Annotated in this window: 12 protein-coding genes; 9 read left to right on the top strand and 3 right to left on the bottom strand. The window is 70.9% G+C overall.

The window, feature by feature from the left end; genetic code table 11:
• Positions 1-335 precede the first annotated feature (335 nt).
• Together OHT61_RS03015 and OHT61_RS03020 are read left to right on the top strand one after the other, a co-directional pair.
• Positions 336-1,547 carry a phospholipase D-like domain-containing protein gene (locus tag OHT61_RS03015; protein ID WP_329034795.1) on the top strand — a complete coding sequence of 404 codons (1,212 nt, stop codon included), beginning with the start codon at positions 336-338 and terminating at the stop codon, positions 1,545-1,547.
• An 86-nt stretch (positions 1,548-1,633) separates the two neighbouring features.
• Complete coding sequence (locus OHT61_RS03020) at positions 1,634-2,062, top strand: hypothetical protein (protein ID WP_329034797.1); 429 nt, start codon at positions 1,634-1,636, stop codon at positions 2,060-2,062.
• Positions 2,063-2,212: 150 nt separating this feature from the next.
• Here the strand turns inward: OHT61_RS03020 and OHT61_RS03025 are convergent, their stop codons facing one another.
• Together OHT61_RS03025 and OHT61_RS03030 are read right to left on the bottom strand one after the other, a co-directional pair.
• Complete coding sequence (locus OHT61_RS03025) at positions 2,213-3,412, bottom strand: GDSL-type esterase/lipase family protein (RefSeq protein WP_443049351.1); 1,200 nt, start codon at positions 3,410-3,412, stop codon at positions 2,213-2,215.
• Positions 3,413-3,468: 56 nt separating this feature from the next.
• A complete protein-coding gene (locus tag OHT61_RS03030; RefSeq protein ID WP_329034799.1) occupies positions 3,469-4,041 on the bottom strand; it encodes a TetR/AcrR family transcriptional regulator in 573 nt (190 codons plus the stop codon).
• Positions 4,042-4,284: 243 nt separating this feature from the next.
• Between OHT61_RS03030 and OHT61_RS03035 the strand changes: the two genes are divergently transcribed.
• From OHT61_RS03035 to OHT61_RS03065, 7 genes are all read left to right on the top strand, one after another.
• Complete coding sequence (locus OHT61_RS03035; protein ID WP_329034800.1) at positions 4,285-4,623, top strand: SAV_915 family protein; 339 nt, start codon at positions 4,285-4,287, stop codon at positions 4,621-4,623.
• A 13-nt stretch (positions 4,624-4,636) separates the two neighbouring features.
• Positions 4,637-5,971 (top strand): diaminopimelate decarboxylase, encoded by a 1,335-nt coding sequence (lysA, locus tag OHT61_RS03040; protein ID WP_329034802.1) that lies wholly within the window; start codon positions 4,637-4,639, stop codon positions 5,969-5,971.
• A gap of 496 nt (positions 5,972-6,467) precedes the next feature.
• Complete coding sequence (gene kdpF, locus OHT61_RS03045) at positions 6,468-6,557, top strand: K(+)-transporting ATPase subunit F (RefSeq protein ID WP_329034804.1); 90 nt, start codon at positions 6,468-6,470, stop codon at positions 6,555-6,557.
• Between the two features lie 8 nt (positions 6,558-6,565).
• Positions 6,566-8,230: a potassium-transporting ATPase subunit KdpA gene (gene kdpA / locus OHT61_RS03050; protein WP_329034805.1), complete on the top strand. Its 1,665-nt coding sequence runs from the start codon at positions 6,566-6,568 to the stop codon at positions 8,228-8,230.
• Complete coding sequence (gene kdpB, locus OHT61_RS03055) at positions 8,227-10,326, top strand: potassium-transporting ATPase subunit KdpB (protein WP_329034807.1); 2,100 nt, start codon at positions 8,227-8,229, stop codon at positions 10,324-10,326. Before kdpA ends, kdpB begins: the two co-directional genes overlap by 4 nt.
• Before the next feature lie 21 nt (positions 10,327-10,347).
• Positions 10,348-11,025, top strand: coding sequence for a potassium-transporting ATPase subunit C (locus OHT61_RS03060; protein WP_329034808.1), 678 nt, complete (start codon positions 10,348-10,350; stop codon positions 11,023-11,025).
• Between the two features lie 172 nt (positions 11,026-11,197).
• Positions 11,198-12,013: an SAM-dependent methyltransferase gene (locus OHT61_RS03065; RefSeq protein ID WP_329034810.1), complete on the top strand. Its 816-nt coding sequence runs from the start codon at positions 11,198-11,200 to the stop codon at positions 12,011-12,013.
• Positions 12,014-12,086: 73 nt separating this feature from the next.
• Here the strand turns inward: OHT61_RS03065 and OHT61_RS03070 are convergent, their stop codons facing one another.
• Positions 12,087-12,764 carry a DUF998 domain-containing protein gene (locus OHT61_RS03070; protein WP_329034811.1) on the bottom strand — a complete coding sequence of 226 codons (678 nt, stop codon included), beginning with the start codon at positions 12,762-12,764 and terminating at the stop codon, positions 12,087-12,089.
• Between the last annotated feature and the right edge of the window lie 84 nt (positions 12,765-12,848).

Here is a 12,848-nt window from a genome sequence, read left to right on the forward strand (position 1 = left end):
GGTGCGGACGCGATCGTGGGGCTCTCGGACCGGCTGCCGCCGCGGGCTGAGGTGCCACCGTCCGGGCAGGCCGGCCGGTAGCGCCCCGTGGTCACCGGGGGCGGCCGCGCCCCTCTCGCCTGGTTCCGGGCGTGACGCGGTACACGTCCCGCACCGGGCATGTCCCGCTCCGCTCGGGACAGTCTCTGGAGTGGACCGCCTGCCGGGACCGAGCGGTCCCGGCAGGCCGTCCGCCGACCAGCTGAACACCGGAACGGACGTCGCGACCGGCTCAGGGGCCACGGCGGCCCGGGAGCGCGATCGCCCTGCCCGCACCCCCGTCGACCAGGTGAGAGATGACAAGCCACACAGACGAGATGCCCACCTCCTCCGGAGCCGTCGACTCGCTCCACGCAGAACGCACCCAGCGGCTCCGCAGACGGCTGGAGCGTCTGATCGGGATCGCGGCCACCGAGGGCAACGAGGTCGTCCCCCTGCGCAACGGTGACGAGATCTTCGCCGCGATGCTGGGCGCCATCCGCGGGGCTGAGCACACCGTGGACATGATGACGTTCGTGTACTGGCGCGGCGACATAGCGCGGGACTTCGCGGAGGCGTTGTCGGAGCGCGCGCGTGCGGGTGTGCGGGTGCGGCTGCTGCTCGACGGCTTCGGGAGCCGGCTGATCGAGAAGGACCAGCTGGCGATGATGGAGGACGCCGGAGTCGATGTGGCGTGGTTCCGCAAGCCGCTGTACCTCTCGCCGCTGAAGCAGAACCACCGCTGCCACCGCAAGGTCCTCATCACCGACGAGGAGGCGGCGTTCACGGGCGGGGTGGGCATAGCCGAGGAGTGGTGCGGCGACGCCCGGGACGAGAACGAGTGGCGGGACACCCACGTACGGGTGAAGGGCCCGGCGGTGGACGGCCTGGCGGCCGCGTTCGCCCAGAACTGGGCCGAGTGCCATGACGAACTCTTCACCGACCGGGACAGGTTCGTCGACGCCACGCACCACGGCGACGCCGTCGTGCAGGTGGTGCGGGGTTCGGCCAGCTTCGGCTGGCAGGACATGCAGACCCTGCTGCGTGTCGTCCTGGAGTCCGCCGAGGAGCGGGTGCGCCTGACGACGGCGTACTTCGCGCCGGACACGTATTTCATCGAGCTGCTGTGCGCCACCGCCCGGCGCGGTGTGACCGTCGAGATCCTGCTGCCCGGCCCGCACACCGACAAGCGGGTGTGCCAGCTGGCCGGACAGCACCACTACGAGGACCTCACCGCCTGCGGCGTGAAGATCTACCAGTACCAGCCCACCATGCTCCACACGAAGGCGCTCACGGTCGACGGCGTCGCCTCGCTCATCGGGTCCACGAACTTCAACCGGCGCTCCCTCGACCACGACGAGGAGGTGATGCTCACCGTCCTGGACCCCGCCTTCACCGCGACCCTGGACGAGCACTTCGAGGAGGACGTGCGGCGGAGCGTCCTCATTGAGGAGGGCCGCTGGAAGCGCCGTCCCGTCGGCCAGCGGGTGCGGGAGGCCGCGATCCTGCCGATCCGCCGCTGGCTCTGAGGCGTACGGACCCGGGAGTGTGGCGGCCCGCGCGCGGGGCATACGGGCATTCACCTGCCGTTCAGCGGGCGAGAGGGAGTGGAATCATGATCGAGTCTGTCGAAGCACAGTCGGGTGCGACCGCGGTGACGACGGAGCCCGTGCCCGATCTGCAACTGCAGTTGCTCATTCAGCTGCTGGACAGGGAGATGCGTTCCAGCCTGCCCATCACCCTCACCCTGACCGGGGGCGTCCTGCACGGCGACGTGATCGGGCACGAGGCGTGGAAGGCCGACTGGGCCAGGAGTCTGCGCCAGGTCGAGGGTGAGGGCGCGAACCTGATCGCGGAGTTCCCGGAGACCGTCGACCAGGGAATCCGGGAGCTGGGGGCCGGTGACGGCACCTCTCAGTTGCCCCGCTGGATCCATCTCCGGGACGCGACGCTGCTGTTCGGCGGCTCGGGTTCGCTGGGGCTCCCCCTGTGGCGTGGCCGGCTGGCCGACGTGTCGGGCTGGGCCCTGGGCCGCCCGCAGTGACGGACGGTCCCCAGCAGCCGACGCCGCGGGGCGCGTGGTCCCGGGCCGGCCGGCCGAATGCGCCGCCGAGCGGGCGTCGCCGGCGGAACCGGTCGGTCACCACGGGCACCAGGGGCCCGGCGCGCGCCGGGCGCTGACGTGATCGACGGCTCAGCCGCCTGTGGTCGCGAACGGGCCGCCCGCGGCGAACACCAGCCCGGCGAACCGTTCGCCCATGCGCGAGTGCGTGGCGGCGTCGGGGTGGAGACCGTCGGGCAGCGGGAGTTCGGCGTGGTCCTCCTCGCCGTAGAGTTCGCGTCCGTCGAGGTGGTGCAGGTGGGGGTCTTCCGCCGCACGCTGCTCGACGATGCGCGCGAGTTCGTCCCTGATGATGTTCAGGGTGAGCTTCCCGGTGGCGGTCTCCGCCGGATCGCCCGCCGCGCGGAACCGCAGCCTGCCCTCGCCGAGTGCGGTGAGGTCGGGAGCGCTCGGGCCCGGCGTGTTCTCGTGGATGGGGCACAGGACGGGTGAGACGACCAGCAGCGGTGTGGTCGGGTGTCCCTCCCGGATGATGTCGAGGAATCCGTGGACGGCCGGGGTGAAGGCGCGCAGGCGCATCAGGTCCGTGTTGACGAGGTTGATTCCGATCTTGACGCTGATCAGGTCTGCGGGGGTGTCGCGGAGCGCCCGGGCGGTGAACGGGTCGAGCAGGGCGCTGCCGCCGAACCCGAGGTTGGTCAGTTCCACTCCGCCGAGCGCGGCGGCGCGGGCGGGCCAGGTGCCTGTGGGGCTCGCGGCGTCGGACCCCTGGCTGATCGAACTCCCGTGGTGCAGCCATGTCCTGCGTCCGTCGGCCGGTATCGGCTCGACGGCGGCGTTCGCGCGCAGGGCGACCAGTTCGGTCGTCTCGTTGTGCGGGAGCCAGATCTCCACGTCCTTCATGCCGGCGGCCAGCCCGGCGAAGCGGGCGGTGCCCGCCTCCCCGCGCCGGACCTCGGCGGATCCCGTGGTCATGTCGACGGTCAGGACGTCGCCGCCGGCCACGGTGGTGCCGGCCACGAGGCTGCCGTCGACGAGCAGGTCGTAGACCCCGTCCGGCCGGGGCGGTGCGCCCACGTAGGCCCGCTTGGTCGGCAGGGTGTCCAGTTCCAGGACGGTGGCGCGGGTGCGCAGCGCGAGCCGCACCCCGGACGGCTGCGCCTCGGCCATGGCGAGTTGCGCGTCGGTGTTCCGGGTGCGGGCCCGGGCGGGGAGGCGGTGCGGCAGCAGCCCGCGCTCGGTCCGTTCCAGTTCGAGACACCCGCGCAGGAGTCGGCCGGTGAGCGGAATCTCCGTCATTTCACCGTGCGTGCCGTCGTGGTGGGTGTTCATCGGGTACCGCCTGTTCCGGTGTGCGTGGCTGGTGGTTTCGGGGAGGCCGGTTCGCGTCAGGGGGCCGCGGGCCAGTTCCGCAGCAGGGCGTCCAGCGCGTCCAGGACCCGTTCCCAGGTCTCCTGCGTGCCGGGTGAGCTGTGGCTGAAGCTCCCGCCGCCCTCCAGACTGATGTAGCCGTGGAAGACGCTGCCCAGCAGCCTGACCGCGTGCGTCTGGTCCGGCTCCGTCAGGTCGTAGCCGCGCAGGATCGCCCGCGTCATCTGCGCGTGCCTCACGCCCGCACTGGCGGCCGCGGCCTCGGGTGACAGCCGGAGCTGGGCCGCGGCGTAGCGGCCCGGGTGTTCCCGGGCGTAGTCGCGGTAGGCGTTGGCGAACGCCTCCAGGGCGTCCTTTCCGGCCCGCCCCGCCAGCGCCACGGCGACGCGGTCCGCGAGCTCCGCGAGTGCCAGGAGGGCGATCCTGGTCTTGAGGTCCTGGGAGCTCTTGACGTGCGAGTACAGACTCGCGTCCTTGACACCGAACCGCCGGGCGAGTGCCGCGACGGTGACCTTGTCGAATCCGGCCTCGTCGGCCAGTTCGGCTCCGGCCTGCGCCAGTCGTTCCGCGGTCAGTCCTGCACGCACCATGGGCACCATCCTCTTCGGCGAACTTGATTAAGCATACACCTAGGCTTCCTAGGCAATTACCTAACCTGTCTGGCGGCATGATCGCGGCGCTGTCAGTGAGCTGTATGGACCTGGGCCCTCCGCGTCAGGGAGGCGTCAGGGACCGTCCCGGCGAGCCCCGGCGCGGGGATAGCTTCGGTGACGCGGCCCCGGACGGTCACTCGCCCCGGACGCCGCCACCCGCCACACACCCCAGGAGAAGCCATGTGCCTGATCTCGTACGAAAGCGAACCCGAGCCCGAGGAACCGCTCCCGGCCGGGCCCCTGCACGTGCCCGTCCGGCCGGGAAGAGGTACGGAGAAGGCCGTCAGGCTGTTCCGCACCCCCCTGGGCACCCGCACGGCCGTCGGCTTCACGAGTGCGGCGCGCCTGGAAGCGACGCTCGGCCGCGGTCAGGCGTCCATCCGGCTTTCGGAAGCGCTGCTGCGCGCCCTGTGCGAACCGCTCGGGGCGCACCTGGTGACGGTCGACCCGACCCTGTCGGCTCCCGCCGTCACCGCCTCCACACCCCGGCCGGGCCGCGCCGCGGTCCCCGCCGTCTGAACGGGGACGACGCATGACCCTCACGACACCGCCCCCGGTCACCCCGGACGCCGACGACCTGTCCGTCTGGCCCGCCTCGTCCGGACGTCTCCCCGGAGGTGACCTGGCCGTCGGCGGGGTGCCGCTGTCGGAGATCGCCCAGCGCTTCGGAACACCGGTCTACGCCCTGGACGAGGGCGAGCTGAGAGCCCGGTGCAGATCCTACCGGGACGCCTTTCCCGAAGCCGAAGTGATGTACGCCGCCAAGGCGTTGCTGTGCCGGGCCGTCACCCGCTGGGTGGACGAGGAAGGGCTCGGGATGGACGTCTGCTCGGCGGGCGAGCTGGAACTCGCGGTCGCCTGCGGGTTCCCTCCGGAGCGCATGCTCCTGCACGGCAACGCGAAGTCCCCGCACGACCTGGAGGCCGCCCTGCGGCTCGGGGTGGGCAGGATCGTGATCGACAGCCCCTCGGAGATCGCGCGCCTGGCCGCCGCCGTCGGGACGCACGGTTCCCAGCGCGTCATGATCCGGGTGACCCCGGGGATATCCGCCGGCGCGCACGAGAAGATCCGTACGGGTACCGACGGCCAGAAGTTCGGGCTCTCCCTGACGGACGGTTCCGCGCAGCACGCGATCGCCCGCGTCATGGACCAGCCGCAGCTGCGGCTCACCGGCCTGCACTGCCACATCGGCTCCCAGATCACGGACATCAGGCCCTACGTCACCTCCCTGCGCCGCATGGTCGGGCTGATGGCCAGGATCCGCGACGTCCACGGTGTGGTGCTGCCGGAACTGGACCTGGGCGGCGGGCACGGCGTCGCCTACCGTCCCGGCGAACCGTCGATGGCGCTCCCCGCCCTCGCGCGCGCCCTGCGCGCGGAACTCGTGGCGAGCTGCGCCGCCGCGCGCCTGGACGTGCCGCGCCTGCTGATCGAGCCGGGGCGTGCCATCGCGGGCCCGGCCGGGGTCGCGCTCTACCGCGTCCTGGCCGTCAAGCGTGCGGGCGGCCAGGTCTTCGTGGCCGTCGACGGGGGCATGAGCGACAACCCCCGGCCCGCCCTCTACGGGGCGCGTTACGCCCCCCGCCTGGTCGGCCGGCACTCGTCGGCGGCGTCCGCACGGGCGACCGTCGTGGGCAGGCACTGCGAGGCCGGCGACATCCTGGCCGCCGACGTCGAACTGGCCGGCGACGTGCACCCGGGCGATCTGCTCGCCGTGCCCGTGGCCGGCGCCTACCACCTGTCCATGGCCTCCGGATACAACCTGGTCGGCAGGCCGCCGGTGGTGGCGGTCGGCGGAGGTTCCGTCCGGCTGCTCGTACGCCGGGAAACCCTCGACGACTTCCGCGGCAGGGACGTCGGGGAATAGGAGCGTTCCGCATACCGCACTTCCGGCCCGGCCCCTAAGCACCGTATCCCTGATTCCGGGGCGGATTCGGGACGGGTGACGTCGGTCTCCATGCCGGAGGAAGTGCGGTGTGCGGCCGTACCCGCACACCGCGAAACCTCTTCGGCATAGGCGGATCACAGCCGTCATCCGAACGCCGGAATGCCGTTCTTCACGCGCCGAGCGCCACGTTCCTGCTGGTCGTCGACGTGTCGGCGGCGCGAGGGCGCACCGGACGGACTCGGACCCGGTTTCCCGGCGTAGCGACCGCATCAAGAAATCCACAGCCCCCGTATGGAGCCCGTCAAAGGCGCTCGATGTGCCGCCGGACCTGCGGTTTGCTTTCCATCGGCCGCACCGGCCGATTCCCTTCCATTCACTTCACACAGGAGCTCACGATGGCCGATCTGGCCTTCGTCGTCACCACGGCAGCGATATTCGCGCTGGTGGCCTTCATCGCGAGGGGAGTGACGAAACTGTGACCGCCGAGAACATCGCCGGCCTGGTCGTGGCCGTCGCCCTGCTGGTCTACCTCGTCGTCGCGCTCGTACACCCGGAGAGGTTCTGAGCACCGAAATGAACCCTCTGACCGCAGGTGTGCTGCAACTGCTCGCGCTCGTCGCCGCGCTCGCGCTCGCCTACCGTCCGCTCGGCGACTACATGGCCCGGGTCTACTCCTCCGAGAAGCACTACCGGCCCGAGAAGTGGATCTACCGGGCCATCGGAGCCGACCCGTCGACGTCGATGCGCTGGCCCGCCTATCTGCGCGGCGTCCTCGCCTTCTCCGCGGTGAGTGTCCTCCTCCTCTACGCGCTCCAGCGCGTCCAGGGGTCGCTGCCCGGCTCCCTCGGTTTCGTGTCGATCGACCCCGACCAGGCGTTCAACACGGCGGCGTCGTTCGTCGCCAACACCAACTGGCAGTCCTACTACGGCGAGCAGGCCATGGGGCACGTCGTGCAGACCGGCGGGCTGGCGGTGCAGAACTTCGTCTCCGCCGCCGTCGGCATGGCCGTCGCCGTCGCCCTCGTGCGAGGGTTCGCACGCCACCGCACCGGTGAGCTCGGCAACTTCTGGACGGACCTGGTCCGCGGCACCGTGCGCATCCTGCTGCCCATCTCGGTGATCGGCGCGATCGTGCTGGTCGCGAGCGGCGTCATCCAGAACTTCTCCGGCATCCACGGCGTCCCGCAGTTCGGCGGCGGTTCCCAGCAGTGGAACGGCGGCGCGGTGGCCTCCCAGGAGGTCATCAAGGAGCTCGGGACGAACGGCGGAGGCTACTTCAACGCCAACTCGGCCCACCCGTTCGAGAACCCCACGCCGTTCACCAACCTCTTCGAGATCTTCCTGATCCTGCTGATCCCGTTCGCGCTGACCCGGACGTTCGGCCGCATGGTCGGCAGCCTGCGGCAGGGCTACGCGATCCTCGCCGCGATGGCCACCGTGTGGATCGGCTTCACGGCCCTCATGATGTGGACCGAGTTCGCCCACCACGGCCCGGCCCTCGACCTCGCGGGCGGAGCCATGGAGGGCAAGGAGACGCGCTTCGGCATCGGCGGCTCGTCCCTCTTCGCCGTGGCGACCACACTGACGTCGACCGGCGCGGTGAACTCCTTCCACTCCTCGTACACGGGGCTCGGCGGCGGGATCACCATGCTGGGCATGCAGTTGGGCGAGATCACTCCCGGAGGCGTCGGTTCCGGCCTCTACGGCATGCTGATCATGGCCGTCATCGCGGTGTTCATCGCGGGGCTCATGGTCGGCCGTACGCCCGAGTTCCTCGGCAAGAAGATCGGCACCCGGCAGATCAAGCTCGCGGCGTGCTACATCCTCGTCACCCCGGCGCTGGTGCTCGGGTTCACCGCCGTCGCGATGGCCCTGCCCACCCCGGGCGACTCCATGACCAACAGCGGGGCCCACGGATTCTCCGAGATCCTCTACGCCTACACCTCGGGCGCCAACAACAACGGCTCGGCGTTCGCCGGACTCAACGCCGACACGCAGTGGTTCAACAGCACCATCGGCATCGCGATGCTGCTGGGCCGCTTCCTGCCCATCGTCTTCGTACTGGCGCTGGCCGGCTCGCTCGCCGAGCAGCGCCCGGTGCCGGCCACCGCGGGCACCCTGCGCACCGACAAGCCCCTGTACGCGGGCCTGCTCGTCGGCACGATCGTCATCGTCACCGGACTGACCTACTTCCCGGCCCTGGCGCTGGGACCGCTCGCCGAAGGACTCGCCTCATGAGTACCGTCACCCCCACCCGTGTCCCGCACGACGACCACTCCGGCGGCGGCACGGCGGAATCGGGCCGAGCGGGCGGAGGTCTCTTCGACCCGGGGCAACTGCTCAGGTCCCTCCCCGACGCGGTCAGGAAGCTCGACCCCCGCGTCATGATCAAGTCCCCCGTCATGTTCGTGGTGCTCGTCGGCTCCGTGGTCACCACGGTGCTGGCGGTGAAGAACCCCGGTGACTGGTTCGGCTGGGCGATCACCGTGTGGCTCTGGCTGACCACCCTCTTCGCGAACCTCGCCGAGGCGGTCGCGGAGGGCCGGGGAAAGGCCCAGGCCGACACCCTGCGCAAGGCCAGGACCGGCACGGTCGCCCGACGGCTGGAAGGCCGCGAGGAGGTGGAGGTCCCCGGCACGGACCTGCGCGTCGGCGACCTCGTCGTGTGCGAGGCGGGGGACGTCATACCCGGCGACGGTGACGTGGCCGAGGGTGTCGCGTCCGTCGACGAGTCGGCCATCACCGGCGAGTCCGCCCCGGTCATCAGGGAGTCGGGCGGCGACCGCAGCGCCGTGACCGGGGGCACGAAGGTGCTGTCCGACCGGATCGTCGTCCGGATCACCACCAAGCCCGGCGAGACCTTCATCGACCGGATGATCGCCCTGGTCGAGGGAGCGGCCCGGCAGAAGACACCCAACGAGATCGCGCTCAACATCCTCCTGGCGTCGCTGACCGTCGTCTTCCTGCTCGCCGTCGTGACGCTGCAGCCCTTCGCGGTCTACGCGGGCGCCCGGCAGTCCCTGATCGTGCTGACCGCCCTGCTCGTCTGCCTGATCCCGACCACGATCGGCGCGCTCCTCTCCGCGATCGGCATCGCGGGGATGGACCGCCTCGTCCAGCGCAACGTCCTGGCGATGTCGGGACGTGCGGTCGAGGCGGCGGGCGACGTCTCGACGCTGCTGCTCGACAAGACCGGCACGATCACGCTCGGAAACCGGCAGGCCGCGGAGTTCCTGCCCACCCGCGGGACGACGGAGGCCGAACTGGCCGACGCCGCGCAGCTGTCGTCGCTGGCCGACGAGACTCCCGAGGGCCGGTCGATCGTGGTGCTCGCGAAGGAGCGGTACGGGCTGCGTGAGCGCAGCAGGGGCGAGCTCGCGCAGGCCACCTGGGTCCCCTTCACCGCCCAGACCCGCATGTCGGGTGTGGACGTGGACGGCCGCAAGGCACGCAAGGGCGCGGCGGGTTCGGTCATCGCCTGGGTGAAGGAGCGCGGCGGGCACGTCGCGGAGGACGCCCCGCTCCTCGCCGACCGGATCTCCGAGGCCGGCGGGACGCCGCTGCTGGTGGCGGTCGAGGACGGCGCCGGCGCCAGGATCCTGGGCGTCGTCCACCTCAAGGACGTCGTCAAGGCCGGTATGCGGGAGAGGTTCGACGAACTCCGCCGCATGGGCATCAAGACCGTCATGATCACCGGCGACAACCCGCTGACGGCGAAGGCCATCGCCGAGGAGGCCGGCGTCGACGACTTCCTCGCCGAGGCCACCCCCGAGGACAAGATGGCTCTCATCAAGCGGGAGCAGGCCGGCGGCAAGCTCGTCGCGATGACGGGCGACGGGACCAACGACGCGCCCGCGCTCGCGCAGGCCGACGTGGGCGTGGCGATGAACACCGGCACCTCGGCCGCCAAGGAGGCCGGGAACATGGTGGACCTGGACTCCGACCCCACCAAGCTCATCGAGATCGTGGAGATCGGCAAGCAGCTCCTCATCACCCGGGGGGCCCTGACCACCTTCTCCATCGCCAACGACGTCGCGAAGTACTTCGCGATCATCCCGGCCATGTTCGCGGTGGTGTACCCCGGCCTCGACAAGCTCAACGTGATGGGTCTGGCGTCGCCGGAGTCCGCGATCCTTTCGGCCGTCATCTTCAACGCGCTGATCATCGTCGCCCTGGTGCCGCTCGCCCTCAAGGGGGTGCGCTACCGGCCGACGGGCGCCGACAGGATGCTCCGGCGCAACCTCGGGATCTACGGACTCGGCGGCCTGGTCGCCCCGTTCGTCGGCATCAAGGTCATCGATCTCCTCATCTCCCTCATCCCCGGCCTCTCCTGAGCCAGAAACGGCTGATCAGCCATGAACACCTCCTTCAAGAACACCGCCCGGCTGCTCGGGGCGGGGCTGCGCGCCCTGCTCGTCCTGACCGTCGTCTGCGGCGTCCTCTACCCGCTCGCCGTCACGGGTGTCGCGCAGTCGCTGTTCCCCGACAAGGCCGACGGTTCCGAGATCAGTGACGCGAGCGGCAGGACGGTCGGATCGTCGCTGATCGGGCAGACCTACAACCTGCCGAAGCACAACACCGACGATCCCGACGAGGCCGCGGCCCCCGACCTCAGGTGGTTCCAGCCCCGGCCGTCCAACGGCCTGGGCACCAACAGCGTGAACCAGCGGTACACGCTGATCCTCTCCGGCGCCACCAACCGGGCCGCGGACAACGAGGACCTGATCGGCTGGGTGAAGGACGCCAAGGCCGCGGTCGTGGCCGACAACTCCACCGCGGCCTACAAGGTCCGGCCCCAGGACGTGCCCGCCGACGCGGTCACCTCCTCCGGGTCCGGCCTCGACCCCCACATCTCCCCGGCCTACGCGAAACTCCAGATTCACCGGGTCGCCGAGCGCAACCACCTCGGGGTGGAGCGCGTGGCCGCGCTGGTCGCCGCACACACCGAGGGCCGCACCCTCGGATTCATGGGCGAACCCCGGGTCAACGTCCTCGAACTCAACAGCGCGCTCAAGGACCTCGGCAAGGGCTGACCCCCGGAGCAGCAGGAGCGCAGGGCGGCGGCGCATCCCCCGAGGATGCGCCGCCGCCCTGCGCGCGGTGGAACAGGCCAAGGAGTTGCCGCTTCCTCGACACCTTCGGCACACAAGTTCCCTATTCTGTTCGCAAACTGATCATCCAGCCCTGCACACACAGGAGTTCACCGTGGCCCGACCCGATGACGATGCACCCGCCCTGCGCATCGACACCAGCCGCCCGCATCCCGCCCGGATGTACGACTGGTTCCTCGGGGGCAAGGACAACTACCCGGTGGACGAGGCCATGGGCCGCCAGATGCTGGCCGTCGAACCCGGTGTTCCGGTCATGGCCAAGGTGAACCGCGCCTTCATGCACCGCGCGACGCGCTGGCTGACGGGCCAGGGGATCCGGCAGTTCCTCGACATCGGCACGGGCATACCCACCGAGCCCAACCTCCACCAGGTCGCCCAGCAGGCGGCGCCCAGCACGCGCGTCGTCTACTGCGACAACGACCCGATCGTGCTGGCGCACGCCGAGGCCCTGCTCAAGGGCACTCCGGAGGGAGCGATCGACTACGTCCAGGCCGACGCCCGCGACGTGGACTCCATCCTCGAACGCGCGGGCAAGACACTGGACTTCAGCCGCCCGGTGGCCCTTTCGATGATCGCTCTGCTGCACTTCGTCAGCGACGAGGACGGCGCGTACGAGCTGGTGGAACGGCTGACCGGCGTGCTCGCACCGGGCAGCCACGTGGTGATCTCGCACCTCACCGCCGACTTCCACCCGGCGGCGGCCGACAAGGTCGACGAGCTCTACAAGGCCAACACGCTGACGCTGGCGCCCCGGAGCCGTGAGCGCTTCGCCCGCTTCTTCGACGGCCTCGACATCGTCGAGCCCGGCATCGTGGCCGCGGAGGCCTGGCACCCCGAGCTCGGCGAGCCGGTCCCCGGCCAGGACGACGTGATCAGCGCCGGTTACGTGGCGGTGGGCCGCACGTCGTAAAGGTTCGACCGTACGGCGGCGGGCGGCGGCACCGTCCCGTCCGCCGCCGTACGACCGGCCGTGGGGCCGCCGCTCAGGCGGTCCGCCCGTCGTCTCCCGCCCACCGTGCACAGGAGACGACCACGACGAGCGGCCAGAACGACTGGGCGAACGTGATCACGCGTTCGGCCGCTCCGGCCGTGTCGAGCACGAACAGGGCGAGCAGGAACCACGCTCCGCCGAGCCATATGAACACGCTCGCGCCGACGGACGGCCAGGGGCGCAGACCCCACGGGGCGGGCCCGGCGGGCAGCGGAACCGCCTCCCGTCGAACCGGCGCCGCCACCGCCACGGCCCCGGGACCGTCCCGCCTGCCCACGGCACGGCGTCGCATGGCAAGGACCGGCCAGACCGCGAGCAGCGAGAACCCGATCGCCACGACCACACCGTGGGAGAAGGAACCACCACTCAGCGGGGCCGGGAAGAAGGCCAGCAGGATCGCCGAGAGTCCGCCGCCCGCCAGCGCCGCGCGGCCGAAGGGCGCGGCGGGGCGCAGCCCGCACGCGGTGACGACGTGACAGAAGCCCAGGGCGACCAGAGCCGACGTCATCACCCAGTAGCCGCCCGCCCCGTCGGCGGCGAGGACACTGATCGTCGTTGTCGCGGGGTCGTACCCGGGACCTTGCAGTTCGGCCGACACGGACCAGCCTGCGACCAGGAGGACCGGGGCCGCCATCGAGGAGAGCAGGATCCACCAGGGGACAGTACGCATCGGAGAACGGTAGAACGCCGGAGCCCGCGAGCCGGGGTGCACACGCAGGCGGGAACACCGATCGGTTCGGCGGATGTTCACCCT

The sequence above is a fragment of the Streptomyces sp. NBC_00178 genome, assembly GCF_036206005.1.
Classification (GTDB): Bacteria; Actinomycetota; Actinomycetes; order Streptomycetales; family Streptomycetaceae; genus Streptomyces.